Genomic DNA, 26,234 nt, shown 5'->3' on the forward strand with positions numbered 1-26,234 from the left:
TCGGGACGGGGCCCTAGGATGACGAGCCGAGGGATTGTGCCACTGAAGACCGCCGGACCTTAAAAAAGCGGTGCTCTCAAAGGTCCGTCTGTATCGGAGACGACCAACCCCACCCCTCACCGGTGCTTGGTTCCCTCGCCATAGAACATCTTCTCCCACTTCTTGTGGGCCTTGTAGCCCTCGCGGATGAAGGGCGTGAACACCGCCATATTGAGGACGGCCTTGTTCATCGCCTTGGCCGGCTGGTTGAGCGGCTTTTCGAAGTCGACGAAGAGCACCACGCGAACCTGATCGGAATGGTTCCACGCTTCATGCTCGTAGGCGTCGTCGAAGATCAGCGCCTTGCCTTCTTCCCAATGGCATGTCTGGTCGTCGACGCGAATGCCGATCTTGTCCGGCTGGTCCGGCACGAGCAGGCCGAGATGGAAGCGCAGAACGCCGTTATAGGGTCCGCGATGGGGCGGCAGATGCTTGCCCGGCTCGAAGATCGAGAACATCGCCGATTTCAGGCCGGGGATCTTCTGGAGAATGCGCCAGGTTTCCGGGCACTGTTTGATCGCTTCCTCCGACTTGATGCCGTAGCCGCAGAGGAAAAAGGTCTTCCAGTCGTTGTCCGACGAGATCGAGCGCACTTCCGAGGAAATCTCGTGAAAGGCCGGCAGCTCGCCCTTGCGCACCAGAAGCTTGTCCAGCTCGGCCCGGATCAGGTGCCATTCGCTTTCCACTTCGCGCGCCCAGGGAAAGGCGTTCGTCGGAAAGACCGGCGGATTGCCCACGGCGGAATGCTTAAGATTGAGCTTTTCAGCCTTGTCGACGAGCTTTTGAACCGAGCGGGCGACGAAACCTTCGCCTGCCATCGTGTCTTCGAGGCCCTCGGTCTTGAACTTCTGGTTGTTCGCAGTCTTGCTCATCATCTCAACTCGTGTCGTGCGCTTTTGGCGGCTGGGGCGGTGCCGACTGGCGGCCGCCTGCTCCTCGCCGTCATATAATGGTCATGAAACGGAAAATCCGTCGCTTGAGTTGCGATGTGAGGATTGTTCACTGAAAATCAAACGCCGAGAGCCCCGTAACCATCTCGTCGAAACCGGACGGGCGTGCAAGCGGGGGCTCGGCGCGGGCAAGGCAAGCCTGACGCTCGCAGAGGCGGCAGGCCGGACCGATCTTGAGAAGATGGCTCGCCTCGCGCCCGGCAGGCTCGCCCTCGCTTGGCTCGCGTTCGGCCCGGTTCCTGTCGGTTTTCGCCTTGCCGGTTTCCAGCTGGCGCCCGTAGACCGTTTCGTCCTTGTAGCCGATATCGCAGCCGATCAGGATCGCGGTGCGGCGGGGGCGTTCCTCGAAACCGGTCTGAAGCCCTTCCAGCGTGCGGGCAAGCAGCAGGAATTCGGTGCCCTCCGGCATGATCGCGCCCTCGACGATGATGTGTCCGGGTTGGGCGAAGGCGGCGTGAACGGGCAGTTTGGGACATTCGCCGCCGAACCGCTGGGCCGGAAAGCCTCGCGCGCCCGCGCGCCGGAAGTGATTTCCGGCATTATCGACCTCCAGCATGAAGAAGGGCAGGCCGGGAGCGTTCTGTCGCTGGAGCGTGGTCAGCCGGTTCGCCGCCTGTTCGAACGAGACCTGAAAGCGCGCCGCCAGAACGTCGATGTCGTAGGCCTCTTTCACCGCCGTCTTCTGGAAGGGGCCATAGGGCATGATGAGCGCGTGGGCGGCATAGCGCAGGAGCTCGAACCGGGCGAGCCGTCCGGCCTCGTCGGTCGAGAAGGTGAAGGTCTTCCACTCTGCGGCGATGACATCGGCGAATTTCAGCGTCACGGCCTGAAGCGCGATCTCGCGCAACCGGTCGGCATGGGAAAGCCGTTCGGAGAGGAAGAGACGCCGCGAATGCCGGTCGAAGCGGCGTCGATAGTTCGGCATGCGGTGCACAGGCAGAACGCGCACGGTCACGTCGCGCTCCTTGCGCAGCCAGGCCTTCAGCGCGGCCGATGCGCCGTCGCCGGTCTCGATCTGCAGTTCTTCGTAAAAGGCCTCGGCCGCCCGGTCGATCTCTGCAAAGAAGTTGGGCCGGCTCTCGAAGATGTCGTGAACCTCGTTGATCGGCAGCCGCGTGTCCGCGACGCTCGTCGTTCGCCCTTCCTGGGCAAGCAGCGTCGAAAGATCGGTGAGGCGGCTCTGCTGTTCGCGATAGGCGCGGTAGAGCTTCAGGATGCCCTTCGCCGCATTGGGTGCGGCGGTCGAGATTTCGGCAAGCTCCTGGTCGCCCGCGATCTCGCCGCTCAAGAGCGGATCGGAAAAGAGCGCCTTCAGTTCCCCGAGAACCTTGTCCTCCGAGCCGCGAAGATCGCCGAGATCGACCTTGTAGGTTTCGGACAGTTTCAGGAGCAGCTGGACCGTGAGGGGCCGCTGATTGCGCTCGATCAGGTTGAGATAGGACGGAGAGATGCCGAGTTCTTCGGCCATCGCGGTCTGGGTGAGAGACAGGCCATGGCGGATGCTGCGGATGCGGGGGCCGGCAAAGATCTTGTTCTCGGCCATGGCTCAGTCCTTCGAGCCACGGCCCATAAGGCATCGTTCGATCAGGAAAGCGTCAGCCGCCCGGCACGGCGCGCGCAGGCCGGTCCCGGTCCACGCATGTAGTAGCGTTCCGGCCGGTAGGTCGGGTGAATGAAGGCGACGAGATGCGAGACCAGGCGCTTGTACGATGCAACCATGACCGCGGCCCTTTCCTTGTTCGAGCATGTTTGCGAGACATGCCGAGACTGACTGAAATCCGTTGCTATTTTGCAAATGAAGATCCTTCCAGGCTGAAATTTGGTGAATGAACTCAGGCAGATGCGGTCTCTCAGGCAGTGTTGCGGTAAGGTTACGGAATCACGTATTGGTGATTATACCGGCCGCGCGCGAAACCCCCTGCCTTTTACAGCTTTTACAACCTGCCGGCCACCGGTCTGTAAATCGGTCGCCCTTTAAGCGGTATTTCCCAGGGCCCGCCCGAAACCCTTGCGAAGCTGGCTGGAAACGGTCAAAACACGGACGACCAATTTCTGGGAGTGCACCAATGAGCGACAACAATACGACCGGCGAAGATCGTCCTCGCACCCGCGTGCGCGAGCGCGCCGAGGAGCAGTCGAGTACGATGGGCGACGATCAGCAGGCAGCGATCCGCATGCTGGCGAACGACCTTCATCGTCTGAACCAGTCCGTCATGAAGGCGGTCGAAGCGGGCGTCTCGGTCGAACTCGTTCGCTCGGCCCGTCATCACGGCGGCAACAACAATTGGGGCGATCTCCTGATTCCGGTGATCGTGCGCACCGAATCCTGAAGTCGTCGGACTTTCGGCAGCGCCCGGCGTCGGTTTTGCGGCGGCGGGCGCTTGTCTGTCGAGACGCATGCGCTGTCCGGGTTATGCCGATAGCCTGAGCGGGGTTTAGCCTGTGCGAACTGGGCCCTCGGGATCGATTCGTTTCCGGCGCTATCAAAGACCTGCGACACCGAATGATGGCCGCTCACTTCGCTATTCTGTTCTTCGCGACGCTGCTGGACCGTATCGTTGGCGATCCCGATACCGTCTGGCGCCACTGCCCCCATCCGGTGGTCCTCATCGGCCGCATCATCGCTTTCTTCGATCACCGCATGAACGATCCGGCGGCGTCGCCCGGCAAGCGCAAGCGGGACGGGCTCCTGTTCCTTGCCGGCCTTGTCGCCGCCAGCCTTGTTCTCGGTCTTGGCCTGTCGGCCTTTTTCGCACTGTTCGGCCCGTTCGGCTTCCTCGCGGAGATCGCCGTTCTGTCCGCTTTTCTCGCACAGAAGAGCCTCCTCGATCATGTGAAGGCGGTTGGGATCGGCCTCAGCGAGCGCGGCCTTGCGGGCGGACGGGCGGAAGTCGCGAAAATCGTCGGCCGCGACGTGTCCGTTCTCGGCGAAGCCGGCGTCTGCCGCGCCGCGATCGAGAGCCTTGCCGAAAACGCCTCGGACGGCATTGTCGCGCCCTTCTTCTGGTATCTGGTTCTCGGTCTGCCGGGCGTTCTTGCCTACAAGGCCGTCAACACCGCCGATTCGATGATCGGCCATCTTAACGAGAGATATCGCGACTTCGGCTGGGCGTCGGCCCGGTTCGACGACCTCCTCAACCTCGTGCCGGCCCGCATCACGGCATGGCTGCTCCTCAAGGTGGGCATCAAGGGCGCGCAAGACCGGCAGGCAGCGACGGAGATCATCAAGCGGGACGCGCCGCTCCACCGCTCGCCCAATGCCGGTTGGCCGGAGACCGCGACGGCGGTTTCGCTGGGGCTCGCGCTCGGTGGTCCCCGCCGCTATGGCGACCTGATCGTCGATGCGCCCTTTCTCAATCCCCAGGGGCGAACCGAGGCAGGAGCGGCAGACATCGATGCCGGTCTCAGGCTCACGCGAAAGCTCTTCAACCGACTTCTCTGGTTCAGCGCCGCGCTCGCGCTGTTCTTTCTGATTGTCGGCTGACCGTTTGTCGGCCGATCGTCCGGCGAGCGGTTTACGTTCGGCAGGCCGACGCGAAGGCTTCGAAGATCGCCCGCGAGGCCGCGTCGGTTTCGGCCCAGTATTCCGGATGCCACTGGACGCCGAGCGCGAATGCGGGTGCATCCTTCACCGAGACTGCCTCGATCGTTCCGTCCGGCGCCGTCGCCTCGACGATGAGACCCTCGCCAAGCCGGTCGATCCCCTGGCGGTGCAGCGAATTGACCCGGATCGGACCGTTGCCGACGATCGCTTCCAGACGGCCACCGGTTTCGATCGCGACGTCGTGCCTGATCGCGAAACGCTCGCGTTGTTCGTGATGCTTGATCGCCCGGTGATCCATCCGGCCCTCGATCTCCTGCACCTCGGGCACGAGCGTTCCGCCGAAGGCGACGTTGAGTTCCTGATGGCCTCGGCAGATTGCGAGAAGCGGCACGCCGGCTTCGATCGTCTTTCTGATCAAGGTCTGGGTGAGCCGGTCCCGGTCCGGATCATAAGGCTCGTGGGCCACACTCGGCGGAACGCCGTAGCGGTCGGGATGCACGTTGGAGACCGCGCCGGTCAGCATGATGCCGTCGACGCGGGCGAGGAGCGCGTCGATGTCGATCTCCTCGACCATCGCGGGCACGATCACCGGGATCGCGTTCGCCACTCGTGTAAGGGCCTTGAGATAGGTGTCCGGCGTCGCATGCCAGCGATAATTGTCCATCTCGCGAACATCTGCGGGAAGGGCTATGAGGGGAGGAGGGGCCATCGGATGAGGTGTTCCAGGAAGGGGATATTGGGTTAAAGTCATAGTCGCTCCACAAGCGCAATCGCAAGATGTGGGCGTCATAGGAGGAAATTGACCACACTCAGTCACCGAAGCCAGTCACCTTATGAGAGAAATAAGAAGGTAAACTTCCCATTTAACGGGTTCAGTGCTACTCGGCGCCGGCCCTTGAGCGCGCCGTCAGAAAGGGCGTCACACTCTCGATTCGATCGACGAAACGGATCTCCTGACACCGATGAAACTGTTCTTTCATTTGCGCAGGTCGCCCACCGTGTTGCGGCGGGACGAGGAGGGACAGGAATTTCAAACTCTTGATGATGCTTACGCGACGGTCTGCCGCGAAATTCCGGATCTGGTGGCCGAATTTCTGCGCCAGCGTACGGATGCCATGGGATTTTCCTTCGAGATCACCGACGAATACGACCGCCTGATCATGGAGATCCCGTTTCGCGAAATGGTCCGGCCGGAACCCTATCTCGACATGGAAGCCGCCCATCAGGCGTTCGAGGCGTTCGAAATGACGGCTCATCTGGTTGCGAAAGCAGGGGCTGGAGAGCCGCAACCGCCGACGAGCTACGAGGCGTTTCTGCGCTCGCCCATCCCCTGTCTTTTCATGGACGTCCAGGCCGCGATCCACGACATCAACGACGCATTCGAAAATGTGAGTTACTTCAAGCGCCGGCAGCTGGCGGGGCGCAATTTCTTCGATATGTTTCCTGATCGACTCGAGAACGATGATTTCGCGGGGCGACGCAGATTGCGCGAGTCTTTGCAACGAATAGCGAAGAACCCAAAACCAGAGGCCTATCGTAACCAGCGCTACGACATTCGAGGACCGGGAGACGAATGGGTCGTCTTTCATTGGGATGTCGACAACTGGCCGATTTTCGACGAGGCGGGGCGCTTTTTCGGGGTTGTGCATTTCGGTCGTCTCGCGCGCGAGCCCGCCGAGCGTCTCGCCCGCAAGATCAAGATGCGGATGATGATTTCCGGCGCTTGATCGATCTTGCGTCCCTGGCTCGCGCGTCATACTGCGAAAGGCTATAAGAAGCCAAACGGATCAGGGAGGATCATCCTTTATGGACAGACGTAAGTTTATTGCCGGCGCGGCGACCGGCGCGCTCGGGGCGAGCGCACTTGCCACCCCCGCCATCGCGCAGGAGCGCCCAAAGCTCCAGTGGCGTGTTACCTCGTCATTCCCGAAATCCCTCGACACGATCTATGGCGGCGCGGAAACCGTCGCGAAATACGTGACCGAGGCGACCGACGGTCAGTTCGAGATACAGGTCTTTGCGGCCGGCGAAATCGTTCCCGGCCTTCAGGCGGCCGATGCCGTGCGCGACGGTACGGTCGAGATGGCGCAGACCTGCTCCTATTATTATGTCGGCCAGGACGTGACCTACGCCCTCGGAACGACCGTTCCCTTCGGTCTCAATGCCCGCCAGACGAACGCCTGGTTCTACTATGGCGGCGGCAACGACCTGATGAACGGATTCTACGCGACGCAAGGGCTCTACGGCCTGCCGTCCGGCAATACCGGAGCCCAGATGGGTGGCTGGTATCGCAAGGAGATCAACTCGCTGCAAGATCTCAAGGGCCTGAAGATCCGTATCGCCGGCCTTGCCGGCCGCGTCATGGAAAAACTCGGCGCGGTGCCCCAGCAGCTTGCGGGCGGCGATATCTATCCGGCGCTCGAAAAAGGTGTCATCGACGGCGCCGAATTCGTCGGCCCCTATGACGATGAAAAGCTCGGCTTCGTGAAGGTCGCGCCCTTCTACTATTATCCGGGCTGGTGGGAAGGCGGACCGACCGTCCATACCTTCATCAATCTCGACCAGTGGAACGAGCTGCCGGAAAGCTACAAGGCCGTTCTCAAGGCCGCCTGTCAGGCGACCAATTGCGACATGCTGGCAAGCTACGACTACAAGAATCCCCGCGCGATCCGCAATCTTGTCAACGAGGGTGCCAAGCTGCGTTCCTTCAGCCAGGACATCATGCAGGCCGCCTACGACGCGTCGAAGGAGATCTATTCCGAGATTTCGGGCACGAACGAGTCCTTCAAAAAGATCCTCGACAGCCAGACCGACTTCAAGCGTGATGCCTATCTCTACGCGCAGCTCTCGGAATACACCTACGACACCTTCATGATGATCCAGCAGCGCAACGGCGCCATCTGACCGCCTCGACGGTTCAAGGTCATTGATCGATCAGCCCCGGACACCTCGTCCGGGGCTTTTTTGTCTGAGCTTTGGAGGCATCGCGTTCGTTCCGCTGCTACCGGGCCGGTTCTCGACGACGATCGGCTGACCGAGGCGGACCTTCTGCCAGCTTGGCCAATTAGAGAGCAGACACGTCCGTTGTGCCGCCAGCGCCATAAGGCACGATGAGCGTCACCGGGCGCGATCGAACATCCGCAGGCCGCGAGCCTCTCCGGGGTCACGCGCAAACGCGGCCATCCGGCCGATGGCAGACAGACAATCCACTGATCCTGCTGTTCAAAAATCGGAGGCAGCCCTTGGTCGAAAACCTGCAGATCGCTTCGACCTCTGGACCTTTGGTTGGGGGGTATTTTCGATCGCTTGGAATGGCTGGCTGGGGCGGCAGGATTCTGACCCAGCAGTCGTCGGAATTTGCGAGATGCGCCTCCGACACCTGAGCATCCAGACGGGCTCTGACGCTCCGCCGACAGGTCAGGCAGCCGAAAGCCTTTCGATCTCAGAGCTTGAAAGTCTGCCTTGCGAGCCCCCCGGCGAGACGATGCGCTATCGCGAAGGCCTCCTCTTCATCCAGCCTGTGCGTGACGACGAGACCGGCAAGGAACGCGCAGTCGACGCGGCGCGCGACATCGTGCCGGGCCGGAATCGAGCACAGGGCGCGGGTATCGTCGTTGAAACCGGCAAGATTGAAGAACCCGGCGGTCTCGACGACCGATCGATAGTAACGCAGCATGCCCTCGTAGCTGTCGTGGAACCACCAGGGCGGCCCGAGGCGAAGGCAGGGCCAGACGCCGGCAAGCGGTGCGAGTTCGCGCGAATAAGTGCTTTCGTCGAGTGTATAGAGGACGATAGTCATGCCGGGCTCGAGACCGACGGCGTTGAGTAGTGGCCTGAGGGCTGCCGTGAAGCTCACGGGTACCGGAATGTCGAAGCCGCGATCGGTGCCGTAGGCGGCGCGGACCTTGTCGCTGTGACTGCGCGATGATCCGGAATGGATTTGCAGCACGAGACCGTCATCGACCGCCATACGGGCCATTTCGGTCAGCATCTGGGCGCGGAACAGCTCCGCATCGCCGCCACTCGCTTTGCCGGACCGGATCCGGTCGAACAGCGTGGCTGCATCCGCGGGAGCGAGATCGGCCGTCGCGGGCGACGGATGGCCGTGATCGCTCGCCGTCGCGCCCCTGTCGCGAAAGAAGCGACGCCGTTTCGCATGGGCTTCGAGGTAGCCGCCATATGTCCCGGTGTCGCAGCCTGTGACGTCGCCGAAGCGGTCGAGATTGTCCGAAAAGCCAGGCGTTTCGGGGTCGATCACGGCATCCGGTCGATAGGTCGGAAGGACACGCCCATGCCAGCCCTCGGCACGCATCGCCTCGTGCCAGCGCAGATCGTCGAGGGCACTGTCGGTGGTCGCGATCGCTTCGATGGAAAAGCGATCGTAAAGGGCGCGCGGCCGGTAGTCCGGCTCAGTCAGCTTATCGGCGATCGCATCGTAGGCGGCATCCGCATTGGCCGGGTTGAGGCGCTCGGTGATACCGAAGACCTTCTCCAGGGCATGATCCACCCAGATGCGCGAGGGTGTCGCGGCGAAGAGATGATAATGGTCAGCGAATGTCCGCCAGATCGTCCGCGGATCGGTTTCTGCGTGCTCACCGATTCCGAGCGCTTCGAACGCAACGCCCTGGCTCGTCAGCATGCGGGTGAGGTAATGATCCGGCGTGACAAGGAGCGAGGCCGGATCGCGGAAGCTCTCGTTTTCGGCAAACCAGCGAGGATCCGTATGGCCGTGCGGCGATACGATGGGCGCGGTCTCGACCGCCCTGAAGAGATCACGAGCAAGGGTCCGTGCGGCGGGTTCGGCTGGAAACAGCCTGTCCGGATGAAGCGTCATGGGATCACAGAAGCAGGTTGGGAAGGAACAGGACGGATTGGGGGAATACGATCATGACCGTCACGACGATCAGAACGGCGATGATGAAGGGAACCGCCTCTACCGTGTAGTCCCAATAGGAACAGCGCAGAATTCCGCAGACGGTGAACATCGAGACGCCGAAGGGCGGCGTCATGCCGCCGAAGGTGACGAGAGTCATCATCACGAGGCCGAAATGCACAGGGTCGATCCCGGCGGCGGTGATGACCGGGACCAGGATCGGCGTCAGAAGCATCACGAGCACGGTCGCCTCGATCAGCATGCCGAGGACAACGAGGATCCCCGAGATGGCGAAGAGGAGGATGGTCGGGTTGGTCAGAGCGACCAGCGCGACCGAAGCGATGTCCTGGGGGACGCGCTCGAAGGTGATGACGTAGCCGAAGGTGCCGGAGAAAAGGATGATCAGCATGATCATGCCAATGTCGTTGAGCGACTGGAAGAGCGCATCGAGAACCCGGCGCAGCGTCAGTTCCCGATAGATCAGCATCCCGACGACGAGCACGTAGGCGACCGCGAAGGCCCCGGCTTCCGACGGCGTGAACAGGCCGAACCGAATGCCCGCAAGCAGCCAGACCGGAAAGAGCACAGCCCAGAAGCCGTTCTTGAAGTCGCGCCAGACCTCCGAAAGGCGGGGCTTGTGGTCGACTTCGGGTACGTAGTTGCGGCGCTTGGCGATAAACGCGGTCGTCGCCATCAGGGCGATGGTGAGGATTACGCCCGGCACGACGCCCGCGATGAACAGCCGCCCGATCGAGACCTCGCCGAGATAGCCGTAGAGGATGAGACCGAGGCTCGGTGGCAGGGTCGCGGTGATGAGGCCGCCGATCGACAGCAGTGCGCCGGCAAAGCCCGGCGAATAGCCGCGCGCCGCCATCGGCTTGCCGAGGACGCGGGCCTGCATGGCCGCGTCCGCTACCGCGGAGCCAGATACACCGCCCATGAGCGCGCTGAGGAGGATCGAGGACTGGGCAAGGCCACCGCGCATCCAGCCGGCGAGAGTCATCGCAAGCTTGATGAGCCGTTCGGTTATGCCCGAGCCGTTCATCAGGTTGCCGAGGAGAATGAAGAGCGGAACCGCCAGGAGCGGAAAGGATTGGGTGACGGCGACAATCCGCTGGACCGCGGTTGCGTCCGGCAGGAAGGTCGACGGCAACAGGAAATAGGACGTGCCGGCGATGCCAATCGCGAAGGCGACGGGCATGCCGATCGCGATCAGGCCGAGGGCAAAGAGAAGGATCAGGGTCGATGTCATAGGATGTCAGCCCTGTGTTCCTTTTCGCTCCCCTGTTCGGGAACAACGGCGGCGAGATCGTCGAAGAGGGCGGCAAGACCCGCCGAGAAAAGGCGACGGAGGAAGGAGATCGCAAGAAGCACGCCCCCGACGGGCAGAGCCAGCGTCACAAGGCCGTAAGGAAGGCCGGAGGCCCCCAGTTCTCGCTCCCAGTTGTCGATGGCAAGAAACCAGCCATACCAGGCGACAAACCCGAGAAACATCAGAATCAAAGCCACAGCGATGAGCGAGAAAACGGCCTGTATCCGCGTCGGCAGGACGTCGAACAGGAGGCTCACCCGAATATGTCGGCCTTCGCGAACGGCGATGTCAGCCCCGAGCATGCAGGCCCAGATCAGAGCGAGCTGCGCGTACTGGGACGCGCCGATGATTGGAAGCCCGATGCTGCGTCCGATCCCCGCGAAGAGCACCGCAACGACCAAAGCCGAGAGGGCGACGAGCGCCAGCACTTGTTCAATCCTGTCGAAAACCTTGGCGACCATTGCGTCCTCCCCGCGAATGGCCGGCCCGGCGCAGCAGAGCGACGGGCCGGCTGTGATCAGTTGCCCTTGCCGAGATAGGGCTGAAGGGCATCACGGGCCTCGGCCAGCCCGAGCTGGTCGTAGACGCCGGAGACGGCCTCGCGGAAGGGCTCGATGTCGACCTCGTTGAAGGTCACGCCTGCCTTTTCCATCTCATCCTGCACTTCGCCGAGCTTGGCGACCGTGCCCTCGGTGGCCGCCTCGCCAGCCGCGCTGAGCTCTTCGTCCACGATCGTGCGAAGGTCCTCGGGAAGCGATTGATACCAGCTGTCCGACGTCACCAGACCGGTGAAGAGCTGGATGTGGTTGGTAAAGGCGACATGGTTCGTGACCTCGTGCAGCTTGATGCCGTAGGCCCCCGTCAGCTGTGCCTCTGCACCGTCGACCGCGCCCAGCTGAAGGGCCGAATAGACGTCCGCCCAAGGCATCGGTGCAGGTGTCGCGCCCATGGCCTCGATCGAGGCGACCCAGAGCGGGGCGTCGATCGTGCGTACGCGAACGCCGTTAAGGTCCTGGGGCTTCTCGATGAGCTTGTTCGTGAACATCTGACGCGTGCCCTGGAACCAGTTGTAGTTCAAGAGGCGCAGACCGGAGCTCTCGGCCAGCTGTTCGACCCATTGGTCGTAGACGGGCGAGGATGTAATTTCCGAATATCCGGTATAGTCGTCGACGAGATAGGGTGCCGACAAGATACCGAGCTCCTTCTGGAACGGCGCGAGGCGTCCTGCATCCACAAGCACCGCGATCGGCGCGCCATTGCGGATCTGCTCGAGAACGTCGTTATCTTCGCCGAGCTGCGAACTCGGATAGATCGTGACGTCGATGCGGTTCTCGCTGCGCTCCTCTATCCGCTTTTCGGCGTCCTGCATGGCGATCACCAGCGGGTCTGTCGAGGGCTGCGAAGTAGAGAGCGCGAGCGTAAAGTCCTGCGCGAAAACGGGCGAGGCGGCGACGAGTGCGGCGATCGCGATCGTGGTTCGAAGCTTTGCGTGCATGATTGTTCCTCCCAATCGGATGTGCGGGTCTGTCACGAGTGGTGTGGGATGGGGTGCCCGCCGGACCCATCCAGTTTCCAAAGGCCCGCGCGTCCGCCCTCAGTGACGAACAGCGCGACATGATAGAGAAGCCGCGTCAGGGCCTCGTTCCAGACGACCCGGCCTTCGCCATCGAGGCGATTGACCCAACGGATCGCCCCGTCGGGTGCGAAATAGCGGGCGAAGACGAGATCGGCGGCGCGCTTCGCTTTCAAAGCCGCTGCGTTCGACCCGGCATTCTCCACGTCGTCGACCAGAAGCGCGGCATAGAGTTTGCCGGCCTCGGTCTGCGGCCAGAGGAGATGGGTCGCCTCAACGATAGTGCCGTCATCATCGAGCGCATCGTAGAGCGCGCCATGCATCGGCCCGCCGGAGCGAACGCCATGGGTTTCGGCAAAGGACTGAAGACGGCGTGCCATGGAAAGCACATCGGCTTGTCCGCCGAGCGCGGCGTATCGCCTGAGGAGCCACGCCCATTCGAACTGGTGGCCCGGCTCGCACCGCCGACCCTGCGGTCCGGGAAGAGGTCCGAGGTCCCTGCCGGCGAATTCGCGCACGGCACCTGTTCCGGCGTCGACGAAAAAGCGCTGCGCCAACGCGACGAACCGGTCGGCCCGCTCCAGCCAACAGTCTTCGCCCGTCATCTCGAAGGCCTGCAGCAGGGCCTCGAACATATGCATGTGCGGGTTATGCGAGCGAATGGACGATCCCTCGTCTCCGCGATCGTCGTCGAAGAGTGCGCCCGTCTCGGTCTCGATCAGCCGCCTTTCGACGAAATCCCAGAGCGCATCGGCTGCATTGGCCGGGATCATCGTCGGCGAAGCCCTCCGAAGCGTGACGAGAGCCATGAGTGCGAAGGACTGGTCATAACTCCGGCATGTTCGTGATACCGGGTCGGCAAGCGGCTGTCCGTCCGCCGAGACCGCGCTCCGGTAGCCGCCCTCGACAGTCTTCAAATGCGCTGAGGCGAAGCCGTGAATGCGAAGCGCCGCGTCGAGGAGATCCGCGCGCCCGGTCGCAAGATGAAGATGCGCGAGTGTGAAGATCGTGCGACACTGGCAGAGCGTCGTGACGGGCCCTGTCCCATCAAGGCTTTCTAGGACCGCCGCCGGACCGTCGCCTGGAACGAGCGCGCGCTTCAGAAAGGCTGGCACGAAGTCGGTCGTGAACCTTGCGGCGGCGGCAGTCCCGTCCATTTCGCGGGTCGTCCGGGAGGTGGCGGCTACCTGGCTCATGAGGCCTCGGCTTCGACCGCCGCGCCGATGCCACGATCCAGCATGACGGAAAGCTTCGCTGCGACCGCGTCAAGGAAGGCATCATTGGCGCGCAATTCATCCGGCATGAAGTTCGGCAGGGCGGCGAGCCCGGCGACGATCGCGGGCACATCGCGCCCCACCCGTTCAACCACGTCGGCGATCTCGTCGCCGCGCGGATCGCGCAGATCATAGGTTTCGCCCGTCTCATTGATGCCCAGCGCGTAGCGCATCCAGGCCGCGAGCGCGAAGGCGAACGGTTCGAACTCGTCGCCCGACCTTGCTGCATCGATCGCCGGCGCGAACAGCCGCTGGGGAAGCTTCTGGGTGCCATCCATGGCGATCTGATAGGTTTCGTGCGCGATCGCAGGATTGGCGAAGCGCTCGCAAAGATCGCGGCGATAGGCATCAAGGTCGATGCCCGGCAGTTCGCCGACCGTCCGTGCCGCAGCGCGAAGATGCCGGTCGACGAGGACGGGAAACGTTTCGTCGGCCATCGCATCGCGCACATAAGCATGACCTCGAAGGAAGCCGGCATAGGCGATCAGGGAATGGGCCCCGTTCAACATGCGCAACTTCATGCGCTCGAACGGCGCGACATCGTCGACGAAGAGCGCGCCGGAGGCATCCCAGGACGGACGACCCGTCGGGAACCGGTCCTCTATGACCCATTGGGCAAAGGGTTCTGTTTCGACCGCGCCCGCGTCTTCAACACCGATGTGACGACGCGCCCGTTCCCTCGTCTCAGCCGTCGGCGACGGCGTGATGCGGTCTACCATGGACGAAGGGAAAGCCGTTTCCCGGGCGATCCAGTCGCCGAGCTCCGGGTCGATCCGGCGCGCGAAGCCGAGAACGCCGGCACGCAGCAACGCACCGTTTTCCGGGAGGTTGTCGCAGCACAGGATCGTCGGCGGCGAAAGGTCCGCCGCGCGACGCAGCCTCAGGCCCTCGACGAGAAGGCCGATCACACCCTGTGGCTCTCGCGGATTGCGCAGATCGGCGGCGATCGCGGAATGGTCAGGATCGATGTCCATCGCCGCGCGGTCGAAGCCATAGGCCTTTTCCGTCACCGTGAGGGTCACGATGCGGATCGAAGGGTTCGCCAGCCATCCGATCACGGCGGCGAGTTCGCGCGTGGCGGCGAGAACCGACCCGATCGATCCGATTACGCGGGCGCGCTCGCCGTCGGCACCGCGCTCGATCAGCGTATAAAGCCCGTCCTGCGGGCCAAGCGCATCCACCGTCTCGACGGAACGCAGGCTGACGGCGGCAATCCGCCAGTCACCACCCTCGTGCGCCAAAGCACTGTCTGTGTAGACTGCCTGATGCGCCCTGTGAAAAGCGCCAAGACCCAGATGGAGGATGCCGATCGCATGCACGTCCGGGTCGTATCCGGGACGACAATCGGCAGGGAGGCCGTTGAGGGATCGTCGGTCGAGCCGGGTCATGATGTGAGTGCCCGGCCATGAGAAAGGCCTGCGATGACCCCGCGCAATTCGGCGAGCCCCTTGAGCCGTCCGATAGCCGGATATCCCGGTTGCGCCTTGCGCTTCAGATCGTCGAGAATGTCCTGCCCGTGGTCGGGCCTGAACGGGATCGACCAATCGGAGCGCCCGGCGGCCCGGCGCTTGTCCTCCTCCTGGAGAACAGCATCGACCAACGCCACCATGTCAGTGTCGCCGCCGAGATGCTCGGCCTCATGAAAGGAACAGGGCGCGCCCTCGCTCTCACGCGTCACATTGCGCAGATGCAGAAAATGCACCCGGTCGCCGAGCCGGGTCATCATGCCCGGCAAATCGTTGTCCTCGCGCGCGCCGAGCGAGCCCGAACAGAGTGTGACGCCGCTCGCCCGAAGATCAACCGCATCAAGGACAAGCCGGTAGTCGGCCTCGCTCGACATCACCCGGGGCAGGCCGAGAAGCGAGAACGGCGGATCGTCCGGGTGACAGCACAGGCGCACGCCGAGGCGTTCGGCCTCCGGAGCGACCTCTGACAGAAAATCGACGAGGCGGCCGCGAAGGGTCTCGGGCGACGTCCCGGCATATTCGGCGAGGTGGGCGCGGACGTCCTCCAGCGAGAAATGCTCCGCCGCCCCCGGCAAGCCGAAGACGACGTTCCTGGCAAGGGCTTGCCTTCGTGCATCGTCCATCCTGCCGAACCGCTCGCCGGCTTCGGCAGCGATCGTCTCGCCGAAGCTCTCGGCCGCGCCCGGCCGCTTCAGGATGTGGATGTCGAAGGCCGCGAAGTCGATCAGATCGAACCGCATGGCGGTTCCACCATGTGCCGCGCGCCAGTGAAGGTCCGTACGCGTCCAGTCTAGGACCGGCATGAAGTTGTAGCAAACGGTCTCGATACCGGCCTCAGCCAGATGTCGGAGCGAATGGCGCCAGGCCGCGATATGCGCACGCCAGTCGCCGGACTGTTTCTTGATATCTTCCGAGACTGGCAGGCTTTCGACGACGCTCCAGACGAGTCCGGACGGCGAGCCGTCGAAACGGACCGCAACCTCGCTCTGGCGTTTGGCGATCTCGTTCTTGGACCAGACCGAGCCCACGGGAAGGTGGTGAAGCGCGGACACGACCTCCTGGACGCCGGCCTGCAGCATGTCGTCGATGCCGACAAAATCCTTCGGTCCGAACCAGCGCCACGCCTGCTTCATCTTTCGCCTCCCGTTTTAGGGTCAGCATAAGCATGCTCACTTACGGATTACAAGTATGGTAGTATGCATATGTCCGGGAATCGCTTTTAAGCGGCGATCGATGGCAAAACGTGTCCTGAAATGATTCGAAGGTGTTTCGTTTGTCGCGGTCCCGGGATGCCATCGGTTTGTGTGCGCTCGTCAGTCCGTGGCTTGCCGTTCCCCTAGACACCGATACAGTGGAGTTTGACTGGTATGGTAGAGTGTGATCGAGACGTGAAATGAACATCGGGTCCACGACTTTCGGACAGACCGCGACTGAGGCGGCTCTGGACGTTGCCGCGCCGATCGGGCCGCAACTCGTCCGGCATTTGCGCGGCCGCATCGTGGGCGCGGATCTCGCGCCGGGGATGCGTCTGTCCGAACAGGAGATCGCAAGCTTCTATCGGCTCTCGCGCCAGCCGGTTCGTGAGGCCTTTATTCGTCTTGCGGACGAAGGGCTACTGGAGATCCGACCCCAGCGCGGGACCTTCGTCAAGCATATCTCGGAGGCCGAGGTGATGGACGCGCGCTTCATGCGCGAGGCGATCGAGGCTGATCTCGTCCGCGCGGCCGCCACCAATCCGGATCGCTCCCTGATTGCCGAGTTGCGCAGGCTGGTGATGCACCAAAGCGCGACCGCCGAGGGAGACGCGGCCGCGTTCCTCCCGCTCGACGAGGCCTTTCATCGGCTGATCGCCGATGCGGCCGGTCGCGGGCGGACGTGGAGCGTTCTGCAGCAGATCAAGGCGCAGATGGACCGGGTCCGCTACCTGACGGCCGTCGAGTTTCCGAAGGCGAAGCTGATCGCCCAGCACACCGCGATCGTGAACGCGATCGAAAGCGGCGATATTGGTTCCGCCGAACGGGCAATGCGCATCCATCTGCGCAAGATACTCGATGATCTTCCCGCGATCGTCGCAGCCCATCCAGAGTTTTTCGACCGGCACACGGCACAATCTTACGACTGATGGCGATGGGGATGTATCGCCTGAAACGATGGGTTGACGGCTTCAAGAGCGAAGGGAAATCGCGTAGTCCAAAGCAGCCTTATCGCCTCGTTGCTGCGATGTAGGGGCCAGGCTCTCAGAACGCGGATTTTGAACTGCTCAGATTGGGCCAGAATGCAACGGCAGTTTTCCGCCTGCGCTGTCACAAACCGGACGGTCCGCTATCGGCCCGATTTTCCCTAAGTCTGCCATCTTGAGGCGCACTCGATTCACTCGTCTGCGGCGGCATGGGCTGTGCGACGAGCCGAGATGATCAGATAGTCCATCCTGTTTGAAATCGACAGCGACGCCTTTCACTGCATGAAGCTCAGCGCGATATGAGACAATTCGGGAAAGGCCGCGATTAAGGCAAGCCCAATCAGGCTCGTCAGCAGAAAGGGCAGGGCGCCGAGGGCGATCTTTTCGAGCGAGAGTTTCGTAATGTTCGCCGCGACGAAGAGATTGATGCCGACCGGCGGGGTGAAGAGGCCGATGGCGAGATTGACCATCAGCACGACGCCGAACCAGACCGGGTCCCAGTTCAGTTCGTGGACGACCGGCAGGAAGATCGGCAGCGCGATGAACATGATGGTGATCGCGTCCATGAACATGCCGGCGATGAGGACAACGATCATGATGATCAGGAGGATCACCCATTCGTTGTCGCTGACCGCAAGCAGCGCACCGGAATATTTGCCGACGAGATCGTCCACGGTGACCACCCAGCCGAAGAGGCTGGCGAAGGTGACGACCAGCATGACCACCGCCGAGGAGGCGCTGGCCTCGGTGAGTGCTGCATAGAGCGTCTTGAAGCTCAAGGTGCGGTAGATGAAGACCCCGACGAAAAGCGCGTAGACGGTTGCGACGATGGCCGCTTCCGTCGGCGTGAAGATGCCGCGATAGATGCCGCCGAGGATGATGACGGGCGTCAACAGGCCCCAGAACGCGTCCACGAAGGAGCGGCCGAGGCGGGCCGAATAGCCGATGCCGCCATAGGGTTCGGGCGAAAGGGCGGCAAGGCCCGAGCCCGCTTTGGTCTTTGGCGAGGACGTGGCGGCGGCCGCGGTGCGGGCCTTGCCCGCGAAGGGTAAAGTGAGGACGATGAGAAGCCCCATCACGATGCCCGGCACGATGGCGGCGATGAAGAGCTTCGCGATCGAGGTCTCGGCGATGACGCCGTAGACGACGAGACCGATCGAGGGCGGAATGACGATGGAGAGCGCAGCGCCCGCGCACACGAGGGCGGCGGCGAAGGGTTTGGGATAGCCGTCCTCCTCCATGCCGCGCACGATAAGCGGGCCGATGGCGGCGACCGAGGCCGGACCCGAGCCCGACACCGCGCCCCAGAAGAGGCAGACCACCGTGCCGACGATGCCCATGCCGCCCGGCAGCGAACCGACCAGGACGCGGAAGAAGCGGATCAACCGTTCGGCGATGCCGACCGTGCCCATCAGCGTTCCGGCAAGGATGAAGAAGGGGATCGCGAGAAGCGAGAACTTGGCAATACCGCTCGACAGGAGGTCGCCCACGAGATCGAGCCCGAAACCGAGCTGCCACATAGCAAAGAGGGAGGAGAGGCCGAGGGAGAAGGCGACCGGCACCCTGAGGAAAAGGAGCAGGAAGAAGAGGGCGACCATCTGGGTGCCGGGGTCGAAATCGAACATGGGGTCTCAGATCCCCTTTCCGTCGTCGGGCACGCCGCCGGGTTCGCGCCATTCGGCAACACCGCTTTCGATCAGCCGCACCGCGATGAGACAGAAACCGACCGGCAGGCCGACCGAGACATACCATTCCGGGATCTGCATGGCGGAGGAGGTGATGCCGCTGCGATACTGGTTGGCGACGAGCTCCAGGGTGTACCAGGCCGAAAGAAGAAGGAGCGTCAGCGAGAGCGCGCCTGCGAGAAGGACGGCGAGCCGCCGCGCCTTGTTCGGCAGGATGTCGGTGAAGAGCGTCACCGCCAGATGCTCGCCGCGCCGGGCCGCGATGGCCGCGCCGAAGATCGTGAGGATGAGGAAGCCATCGAGCAGGAGTTCCTGGGTCGCGGCGAAGGAATAGCTCGTCAGATAGCGTACGACGACATTGGCGAAGCCGAGCCCCGTCATGGCGAGAAAGACGGCGGCGCAGACGATCTTCTCCGCCTCGCCGAGAACATGGCGCATCGAAAGCCTCTTCTCTTATGCCGGGGGCCTTTGAAACCAAAGGTTTCTTAAGGCCGCGGGGCCGGACTTGAAGCGTCCGGCCCCGCGGTTGAAGGGTGTTTACTGTGCGGCGCCGGAGCCGGCGTTGTCGCCCGCCGCGTCGGCATCGCTTTCGCCGCCGGATGCGCCGGACGAGCCGCCGGCATTGCCGTCGATCGTCTCCTGAAAGAGCGAGACGAGTTCGGGGCCGACCTTCTCGGCCCAGGTATCGAAGGCGGGCTTCGTCGCCTGACGGAACGCGTCGATCTCCTCGTCCGTCGGCTCGTAGATCTCCATACCCTGTTCCTTCAGGAATTCGGCGCCTTCGGCCGTATCCTTGCGGGTGATCTCCTTCTGGTATTCCATCGCCTCTTCGGCGCTCGTGCGGACCATCTCTTTGGTCTCGTCATCCCAGCTGTTCCACAGCTCCTGCGAGACGCCGATGAAGATCGGATCGTAGGAATAGTGCCAGGTGGTCAGATATTTCTGAACCTCGTAGACGCGCTGGGGAATGATCACCGCGCCGATGGGATTTTCCTGGCCGTCCACTACGCCCTGCTGGAGCGCGGAAAAGGTCTCGGTCCACTGCATCTGCTGGGGGTTGGCGCCGAGCGCGTTCATCACGTCGATATACATCGGCCCCGCGACGCGCATCTTGAGGCCTTCCATGTCCGCCGGTGCCTTGATCGGCTTGACGTTGTTGGTCACCTCGCGAAAGCCGTTCTCGCCCCATGCAAGAACCACGATGCCCTGTTCGGCGAGGATCTCCTCCATCCGATCGCCCGGCGCGCCGGCGGTCGTCGCGTCCACGTCCTCGTAGCCGCCATAGAGATAGGGAAGCGAGAAGACCGCCATTTCCGGCACCAGCGGTGTGACGTTGATCGCCGAGGTGACGACGAAATCGAGGCTGCCGCGACCGACCATCTCGGCCTGCTTCATCTGGTCGCCGCCGGTGAGCTGGGCGTTCGGAAAGATTCGGATGTCCATCTCGCCGCCGGAGCGCTCCTCGAGAAGTTCGTTGAACTTCTCCGCGCCCTTCTGCCAGGTCGTCGTGTCGTTGGTGTTGTGCGACAGCCGGAACGTTTCGGCGAGCGCGGGCGACAGGGTGAGGGCCGCAAAGGCAGCGCCCATGGCCGCGGCTGCGGCGAGCTTTTTCAGGTTCATCGTTTTTCCTCCCGATTGAACATTCGTGGCCGACCGGGTGTATCCACATTGTGATCGCCCGGAAGCGCCGGTTTCCGTCACGTTGCCATCTGGACGCGGCGCTTGCAAGTTGATTTCGATTGGCCAACAATGGCAGGCGTAATCGGGTGTCCATAATGTGGATGATATGAGCGCGGACAGGCAGGACGAGACTGCAGCCGATGGCGGCGGCGCACAAAGCGTCGATCGCGCGCTGATGCTGCTCTCGCTGATCGGCCGGTCCTGCGAGGATGGGGCGAGCCTTGCCGCGATCGTGTCGGCAAGCGGTCTCAACCGCGCGACGGCCCGCCGGCTGGTTCTCGCCCTCATGCGCTCGCGCCTCGTCGAGCAGCATGCCGTAAGCCGGCGCTATTTCCTCGGCGAGGAGGCCTATGTCCTCGGCGTCTTCGCCTCCCGGCGCTACGGCTTTCTCGATTGCGCGATGGAAAGCCTCGCGCGGCTTTCGCGGGTAACGGGCGATACGAGTTTCGCCTCCATCCGGCGCGGCGATTTCTCCGTCTGCCTCCACCGGGAGGAGGGCGCGTTCCCGATCCGCACCCACGCACTTATGCCCGGCCAGCGCCACCCGCTCGGGATCGGAGCCGGCGGCATGGCGATCCTCGCAGCCCTTGGCGACGACGAGATCGACCGGGTGATCGAAGCGAACGCGCAAAGCCTTGCCGAGGACTTTCCGGCCTATACGCCGGACGTGATCGCTCAAGACGTCGCGAACGCCCGCCTTTCCGGCTGCGCGGTCAATCCGGGCCGCGTCCTCGAAAATTCCTGGGCCGTCGGCATGGCCGTCCGCTACCCGGACGGTGGCGTTGCCGGCGCCCTTTCCATCGCCGCGATCGACAGCCGGATGGGAGAGGCACGCCGCGCCGAGCTCGCCGGCCATCTCCGGGCCGAGACCGCGAAGGTGGAAGACCGCCTCAAGACCCGCTTCAGGGCCCGTCCGCCAGGGCGCGCGCCGAGCGACGAACCCAAAGATGGGGCGGGCCCCGCCCGTCTCCTTGCCACGGAAGGAATGGACCCATGACGAAAGCCCGGATGGTCGGCTGGTCGCACAGCCGCTTCGGCAAATCCGAAGCCCCCTCCACCGAGGCGCTGATGCGCGAGGTCGTCGGCCCCGCCATCGCCCATGCCGGCGTCGAGATCGGCGATGTCGATGGCATCTTCGTCGGCGTGATGAACAACGGCTTTTCCAAGCAGGACTTCCAGGGCGCGCTCGTCGCCATGGCCGAGGAAGGGCTTGAGAACGTGCCGGCGGTGCGCATGGAAAACGCCTGCGCGACGGGGTCTGCCGCCCTTTATTCCGCGATGGACTTCATCGAGGCGGGGCGGGGCCGCATCGCCCTCGTCGTCGGGGCCGAGAAGATGACGGCGCTCCCCTCGGTCCAGATCGGCGACATCCTTCTTGGGGCAAGCTACCGGGAGGAGGAAGCCGAGGTGGACGGCGGTTTCGCCGGCATCTTCGGGCGCATCGCCCAGCGCTATTTCCAGGAGCATGGCGACCGCTCCGAAGAACTCGCGATGATCGCCGCCAAGAACCACAAGAACGGCATGGCCAATCCCTTCGCCCATATGCGCAAGGATTTCGGCGTCGATTTCTGCAACACGGTCTCCGAGAAGAACCCGTATGTCGCAGCGCCTCTGAGGCGGACCGACTGTTCCCTCGTCTCGGACGGGGCGGCGGCAATCGTGCTCGCGGCGGACGATGTGGCGGACGGCCTCGAACGGGCGATCACCTTCCGCGCCCGGCGTCATGTGAACGACGTTCTCGCGATTTCGCGGCGCGACCCGACGGAATTTGCCGGCGCGCGCAGCGCCTGGGCAAGGGCGCTGGAGGATGCGGGCCTCACCCTCGACGATCTCGATTTCGTCGAGACCCACGACTGCTTCACCATCGCCGAGATGATCGAATACGAGGCGATGGGGCTCGCCAGGCGCGGCGAGGGCTACAGGGTCGTGCGGGATGGAACGACGCAGAAGGACGGCAGGCTTCCGGTGAACCCCTCCGGCGGGCTGAAGTCCAAGGGCCATCCCATCGGCGCGACCGGCGTTTCCATGCATGTGATGGCCGCGATGCAGCTGATGGAGGAGGCCGGCGAAATGCAGGTGTCCGGCGCACGGACCGCCGGCGTCTTCAACATGGGCGGCGCGGCCGTCGCCAACTATGTCTCGATCCTGGAACGCGTGAAGTGACCGGCCTGTCCGACGATCCGAAAGGCGGGCTGCGGCCCACCTCGACGGCGGTCGCCAATCTTGCCCATTTCGTGACGCGCGGCAGCCGGCGTCTCGCCGGTAAGCCGGCTTTGATCGTCGGCGAGGCGGCATGGACATGGCGCGAATTCGACGAACGGGTGAGCGCCTTCGCCGCCGCCCTTGCCGCCAGGTTCGCTGTAACCAAGGGCGATCGCGTCCTTGTCCAGTCCCAGAACTGCCATCAGATGTTCGAGGCGATGTTCGCCTGTTTCCGCCTCGGCGCGGTCTATGTGCCGACGAATTTCCGCCAGACGCCGGACGAGGTCGCCTATCTTTGCGAGGCGAGCGGCGCGCGGGTGATGATATGCAATGCCGGTTTTCCCGAGCATGCGAGCGCCTGCCGGGCCTCGAACGCGCCGCCCCAGCACCTGATCGCGATCGGCGAGGCCGATTTCGGGGAAAGCTACGACCGTCTGGTGGAGACCCATCTGGGCGAACGCGTGAAGAATGCCGAGGTCGATCGCGACGATCCCTGCTGGTTCTTCTTCACCTCGGGAACCACGGGACGGCCCAAGGCGGCGGTTCTGACCCATGGCCAGATGGCCTTCGTCGTCACCAATCATCTCTGCGACCTGATGCCGGGAACCGGACCTGACGACGTATCGCTGGTGGTCGCGCCGCTCTCCCATGGCGCGGGCGTTCATCAGCTGACGCAGGTCGCGGCGGGCGCGACGACGGTGCTTCTGCCCTCCGAACGCTTCGATCCGGCGGAGGTCTTTGATCTGATCGCGCGATGGCGGGTGACGAACATGTTCACCGTGCCGACCATAGTGAAACGGCTGGTCGAGCATCCCGCCGCCATGAGCGCCGATCATAATTCGCTTCGCTACGTGATCTATGCCGGCGCGCCCATGTACCGGGCCGACCAGAAACGGGCGCTGGAGGTGCTCGGGCCGTGCCTCGTCCAGTATTTCGGGCTCGGCGAGGTCACCGGCAACATCACCGTCCTGCCGGCAGCCGAGCACAGCGCGGCAGACGGCGAGGGCGTGCGCGTCGGCACCTGCGGTTTCGAGCGAACGGGCATGGAAATCTCGATCCAGAACGAGGCCGGCGAAGCGCTTGCCTTGGGCGAGACGGGCGAGATCTGCGTGCGCGGCCCGGCGGTTTTTGCCGGCTATTTCGATAATCCGGAGGCCAACCGGAAGGCGTTCCGGGGCGGCTGGTTCCGCACCGGCGATCTCGGCCATCTGGACGAGGCCGGCTATCTCTTCATCACCGGCCGGGCCTCGGACATGTATATTTCCGGCGGCTCCAACGTCTATCCGCGCGAGATCGAGGAGAAGATCCTCGCCCATCCGCAGATCTCCGAGGCCGCCGTCTTCGGCGTGCCCGATCCCGCCTGGGGGGAGGTGGGAATCGCGGTTCTCGTCGCCGAGGAGGGCGCAAGCGTGAGCGAGGCGGAGATCGGCGACTATCTCGCCGCCCGCATCTCCCGCTACAAGCTGCCCAAACGCTTCGTCTTCCTCGATGAGATGCCGAAATCGGCCTATGGCAAAATCACCAAGAAACTGGTGCGCCAGACGCTGGAGGAGCGCGGCCTTCTTCAGACGAAGATCGACGCGTGAGCGGGGAGGGGAGGCTGCGCCGGATCCGCCATCCGGGCCCGGTCGCGCCGGTTCGCCATGCCAAGGCTCGTGGCCGGCTCGTGCCGCTTCGTTTCAGGGTCGAGGCCGGGGAAGCGATGGAGGCGGGGCTTGGCCGGGGCGTTTTGGAGGCCGGCTGCGCGAGCGCCTATGTGAGCATTTCCGGCGCAAGGATGGAGCCCTTCCGCTATGTGATGCCGGCGGGCTCGCCCGGCCCGAGCCATGCGGCCTGGTATTCCGAGATCTATGCCCCCAAAGGCGGTGTCCACGTGCAAGAGGCCGGCGCGATTATCGGCGAGCGGGACGGGGCGCCCTTCGTTCACTGCCACGGGCTGTGGCGGGCGGCTGGCGCGGATATCGCCATGGGGCACATGCTGCCGAACGAGAGCTTCGCGGGCGAAGCGGTGACCGTGACGGGCTTTGGCCTCAAGGGCGCGGCCTTCCGCTCGCGCGAGGATGCCGAGACGAATTTTCGCCTGTTTTCCGCCGAAGGCACGGGCGCGGCGGTTCCCAATGGCCCCTTGAACGATCACCGGAGGGCGTTCGCGATCACGCTCAGGCCCAATCAGGACGTAAGCGAAGCGCTGGAGGCGATCGCGGCAGAATGCGGTTTCGATCGCGCGGCGATTTACGGCATCGGCAGTCTCAACGGCGCCCGCTTCGAGACGGGGCCTGCGATGGATTCCTATGCCTCCGAGCTTCTGATCCGCGATGGCCGGCTCGAGAAGGGCCGCGTTCGGCTGGATGTGGCCGTGGTCGCCATGGACGGGCGGATTTTCGAAGGCGTGCTGAGGCGCGGCGAGAACCCCGTCTGCGTCACCTTCGAGATCGTCCTCGTACCGGATGCCTGACAGCTCAAGCCCTCAATTTCATGACAGGAAGGACAATCCCATGGACCAGACCCAAAGGGTCGCGCTGATCACCGGGGCCGCTCGCGGCATCGGCCTTGCGACGGCGAAGCGCTTTCTCGGCGAAGGCTGGCATGTCGCGCTCCTCGATATCGAAGGCGAGACGCTCAAGGACGCGGCGCGCGCGATAGGCGGGGCCGACGAGGTGATGGCGGTCACAGCCGATGTCGCCGACGAGGCGGAGGTCGAAACGGCGGTCCAGGCGGTGGAGCAGCGCTTCGGCCGCATCGACGCCCTCGTCAACAATGCCGGAACGGCGGTCTTCAAGCCGTTTCTGGAGACGAAACCCGCCGAATGGCAGCGCGTGCTCGCGGTCAATCTCGGCGGACCGTTCCTGATGACGCAGGCCGTCGCCCCGATCATGGCGAAGACCGGCGGGGCGGTGGTCAACATTACGTCGATTTCCGGCGCGCGGGCCTCGACGCTGCGGGTCGCCTACGGCACCAGCAAGGCCGGGCTCAACCATCTCACCAAACAGCAGGCGGTGGAGCTTGCGGGGCTCGGCATCCGCGTCAACGCCGTCGCGCCCGGCCCCGTAGATACGGCGATGGCGAAGGCCGTCCACAGCCCGGAAATCCGCAAGGACTATCACGACACGATCCCGCTCGAACGCTACGGGCTGGAGGCCGAACTCGCCGACGCGATCTTCTTCCTGTGCTCGGAGCGCTCGACCTACATCACCGGTCAGATCCTCGGCGTCGACGGCGGCTTCGAAGCCGCCGGCATCGGCCTGCCGACGCTTCGTCGGTCGCAATGACGCTTGTCTTATAACTTTTCCTGCCGATCAGGCGAACATGAACCGCCGTGGAAGGGCTCGGATCCCTCCTGCGGCGGCGAGGGATGGATCGTTTCCGTTCACCGCCTCCCTTCCGAATGAGAAAGCCATTACGCGGCTCGTCGGCGTCATCCTCATCGAGGAGAACGAGGAATGGGCCGTCCTGCGTT

The 26,234-nt window shown here is 63.6% G+C and carries 24 protein-coding genes; 10 read left to right on the forward strand and 14 right to left on the reverse strand.

Annotated elements, in window-relative coordinates; translation table 11 throughout:
- Window positions 1–116: 116 nt before the first annotated feature.
- The 3 genes from ABDX79_RS12405 to ABDX79_RS12415 all read right to left on the reverse strand — a co-directional run bounded on the left by ABDX79_RS12405 (window position 117) and on the right by ABDX79_RS12415 (window position 2,708).
- A complete protein-coding gene (locus tag ABDX79_RS12405; protein ID WP_346220608.1) occupies window positions 117–914 on the reverse strand; it encodes an aspartyl/asparaginyl beta-hydroxylase domain-containing protein in 798 nt (265 codons plus the stop codon).
- Between the two features lie 124 nt (window positions 915–1,038).
- Window positions 1,039–2,532 (reverse strand): helix-turn-helix domain-containing protein, encoded by a 1,494-nt coding sequence (locus ABDX79_RS12410; protein WP_346220609.1) that lies wholly within the window; start codon window positions 2,530–2,532, stop codon window positions 1,039–1,041.
- 41 nt (window positions 2,533–2,573) lie between these two features.
- Complete coding sequence (locus ABDX79_RS12415) at window positions 2,574–2,708, reverse strand: hypothetical protein (RefSeq protein ID WP_346220610.1); 135 nt, start codon at window positions 2,706–2,708, stop codon at window positions 2,574–2,576.
- Window positions 2,709–3,055: 347 nt separating this feature from the next.
- Between ABDX79_RS12415 and ABDX79_RS12420 the strand changes: the two genes are divergently transcribed.
- On the forward strand, window positions 3,056–3,319 hold the full coding sequence (locus tag ABDX79_RS12420) for an SMc00767 family acetate metabolism repressor (protein ID WP_346220611.1): 264 nt from the start codon (window positions 3,056–3,058) through the stop codon (window positions 3,317–3,319).
- Between the two features lie 176 nt (window positions 3,320–3,495).
- Complete coding sequence (gene cbiB / locus ABDX79_RS12425) at window positions 3,496–4,473, forward strand: adenosylcobinamide-phosphate synthase CbiB (protein WP_463671171.1); 978 nt, start codon at window positions 3,496–3,498, stop codon at window positions 4,471–4,473.
- A 31-nt stretch (window positions 4,474–4,504) separates the two neighbouring features.
- Here cbiB and ABDX79_RS12430 read toward each other — a convergent pair whose 3' ends face one another.
- A complete protein-coding gene (locus tag ABDX79_RS12430; protein WP_346220613.1) occupies window positions 4,505–5,242 on the reverse strand; it encodes a gamma-glutamyl-gamma-aminobutyrate hydrolase family protein in 738 nt (245 codons plus the stop codon).
- Window positions 5,243–5,495: 253 nt separating this feature from the next.
- Here ABDX79_RS12430 and ABDX79_RS12435 point away from each other — a divergent pair, with 253 nt between their 5' ends.
- Window positions 5,496–6,260: a DUF6894 family protein gene (locus tag ABDX79_RS12435; RefSeq protein ID WP_346220614.1), complete on the forward strand. Its 765-nt coding sequence runs from the start codon at window positions 5,496–5,498 to the stop codon at window positions 6,258–6,260.
- A 79-nt stretch (window positions 6,261–6,339) separates the two neighbouring features.
- On the forward strand, window positions 6,340–7,437 hold the full coding sequence (locus ABDX79_RS12440) for a TRAP transporter substrate-binding protein (protein ID WP_346220615.1): 1,098 nt from the start codon (window positions 6,340–6,342) through the stop codon (window positions 7,435–7,437).
- A 538-nt stretch (window positions 7,438–7,975) separates the two neighbouring features.
- Here the strand turns inward: ABDX79_RS12440 and uxaC are convergent.
- Genes uxaC through uxuA form a run of 7 tightly spaced genes read right to left on the reverse strand, consistent with a single transcriptional unit; the run spans window position 7,976 to window position 16,164 of the window.
- On the reverse strand, window positions 7,976–9,367 hold the full coding sequence (gene uxaC, locus ABDX79_RS12445) for a glucuronate isomerase (RefSeq protein WP_346220616.1): 1,392 nt from the start codon (window positions 9,365–9,367) through the stop codon (window positions 7,976–7,978).
- A 4-nt stretch (window positions 9,368–9,371) separates the two neighbouring features.
- Window positions 9,372–10,658 (reverse strand): TRAP transporter large permease, encoded by a 1,287-nt coding sequence (locus ABDX79_RS12450; protein ID WP_346220617.1) that lies wholly within the window; start codon window positions 10,656–10,658, stop codon window positions 9,372–9,374.
- Complete coding sequence (locus ABDX79_RS12455; RefSeq protein ID WP_346220618.1) at window positions 10,655–11,179, reverse strand: TRAP transporter small permease; 525 nt, start codon at window positions 11,177–11,179, stop codon at window positions 10,655–10,657. The genes ABDX79_RS12450 and ABDX79_RS12455 overlap by 4 nt, the downstream gene beginning before the upstream one ends.
- 56 nt (window positions 11,180–11,235) lie before the next feature.
- On the reverse strand, window positions 11,236–12,213 hold the full coding sequence (locus tag ABDX79_RS12460) for a C4-dicarboxylate TRAP transporter substrate-binding protein (protein ID WP_346220619.1): 978 nt from the start codon (window positions 12,211–12,213) through the stop codon (window positions 11,236–11,238).
- A gap of 32 nt (window positions 12,214–12,245) precedes the next feature.
- Complete coding sequence (locus ABDX79_RS12465; protein WP_346220620.1) at window positions 12,246–13,487, reverse strand: AGE family epimerase/isomerase; 1,242 nt, start codon at window positions 13,485–13,487, stop codon at window positions 12,246–12,248.
- Window positions 13,484–14,953, reverse strand: coding sequence for a mannitol dehydrogenase family protein (locus tag ABDX79_RS12470; RefSeq protein ID WP_346220621.1), 1,470 nt, complete (start codon window positions 14,951–14,953; stop codon window positions 13,484–13,486). The genes ABDX79_RS12465 and ABDX79_RS12470 overlap by 4 nt, the downstream gene beginning before the upstream one ends.
- The gene (gene uxuA / locus ABDX79_RS12475; RefSeq protein ID WP_346220622.1) at window positions 14,950–16,164 is read right to left on the reverse strand and encodes a mannonate dehydratase; all 1,215 of its coding nucleotides are present in this window, start codon (window positions 16,162–16,164) and stop codon (window positions 14,950–14,952) included. The genes ABDX79_RS12470 and uxuA overlap by 4 nt, the downstream gene beginning before the upstream one ends.
- 260 nt (window positions 16,165–16,424) lie before the next feature.
- On the opposite strand from uxuA, the gene ABDX79_RS12480 reads away from it, so the two are divergent.
- Window positions 16,425–17,153 (forward strand): GntR family transcriptional regulator, encoded by a 729-nt coding sequence (locus ABDX79_RS12480; protein WP_346220623.1) that lies wholly within the window; start codon window positions 16,425–16,427, stop codon window positions 17,151–17,153.
- A gap of 332 nt (window positions 17,154–17,485) precedes the next feature.
- Here the strand turns inward: ABDX79_RS12480 and ABDX79_RS12485 are convergent, their stop codons facing one another.
- From ABDX79_RS12485 to ABDX79_RS12495, 3 genes are all read right to left on the reverse strand, one after another.
- Complete coding sequence (locus tag ABDX79_RS12485; RefSeq protein WP_346220624.1) at window positions 17,486–18,835, reverse strand: TRAP transporter large permease; 1,350 nt, start codon at window positions 18,833–18,835, stop codon at window positions 17,486–17,488.
- A gap of 6 nt (window positions 18,836–18,841) precedes the next feature.
- The gene (locus ABDX79_RS12490) at window positions 18,842–19,333 is read right to left on the reverse strand and encodes a TRAP transporter small permease (protein WP_346220625.1); all 492 of its coding nucleotides are present in this window, start codon (window positions 19,331–19,333) and stop codon (window positions 18,842–18,844) included.
- A gap of 99 nt (window positions 19,334–19,432) precedes the next feature.
- A complete protein-coding gene (locus ABDX79_RS12495) occupies window positions 19,433–20,515 on the reverse strand; it encodes a DctP family TRAP transporter solute-binding subunit (RefSeq protein WP_346220626.1) in 1,083 nt (360 codons plus the stop codon).
- Between the two features lie 166 nt (window positions 20,516–20,681).
- Between ABDX79_RS12495 and ABDX79_RS12500 the strand changes: the two genes are divergently transcribed.
- From ABDX79_RS12500 to ABDX79_RS12520, 5 genes are read left to right on the forward strand one after another with little or no spacing between them, the layout of a single operon-like run.
- Window positions 20,682–21,572: an IclR family transcriptional regulator gene (locus tag ABDX79_RS12500; RefSeq protein WP_346220627.1), complete on the forward strand. Its 891-nt coding sequence runs from the start codon at window positions 20,682–20,684 to the stop codon at window positions 21,570–21,572.
- The gene (locus tag ABDX79_RS12505) at window positions 21,569–22,738 is read left to right on the forward strand and encodes an acetyl-CoA acetyltransferase (protein WP_346220628.1); all 1,170 of its coding nucleotides are present in this window, start codon (window positions 21,569–21,571) and stop codon (window positions 22,736–22,738) included. Before ABDX79_RS12500 ends, ABDX79_RS12505 begins: the two co-directional genes overlap by 4 nt.
- Entirely contained in the window at window positions 22,735–24,363 is a 1,629-nt protein-coding gene (locus ABDX79_RS12510) for an acyl-CoA synthetase (protein WP_346220629.1), read from the forward strand. The genes ABDX79_RS12505 and ABDX79_RS12510 overlap by 4 nt, the downstream gene beginning before the upstream one ends.
- On the forward strand, window positions 24,360–25,232 hold the full coding sequence (locus ABDX79_RS12515) for a PCC domain-containing protein (protein ID WP_346220630.1): 873 nt from the start codon (window positions 24,360–24,362) through the stop codon (window positions 25,230–25,232). The genes ABDX79_RS12510 and ABDX79_RS12515 overlap by 4 nt, the downstream gene beginning before the upstream one ends.
- Before the next feature lie 40 nt (window positions 25,233–25,272).
- Window positions 25,273–26,046 carry an SDR family NAD(P)-dependent oxidoreductase gene (locus ABDX79_RS12520; protein WP_346220631.1) on the forward strand — a complete coding sequence of 258 codons (774 nt, stop codon included), beginning with the start codon at window positions 25,273–25,275 and terminating at the stop codon, window positions 26,044–26,046.
- Window positions 26,047–26,234 lie beyond the last annotated feature (188 nt).

Origin of the sequence: Fulvimarina fulva (assembly GCF_039652615.1) — a bacterium.
In the GTDB taxonomy this organism is placed as follows: Bacteria; Pseudomonadota; Alphaproteobacteria; order Rhizobiales; family Rhizobiaceae; genus Fulvimarina.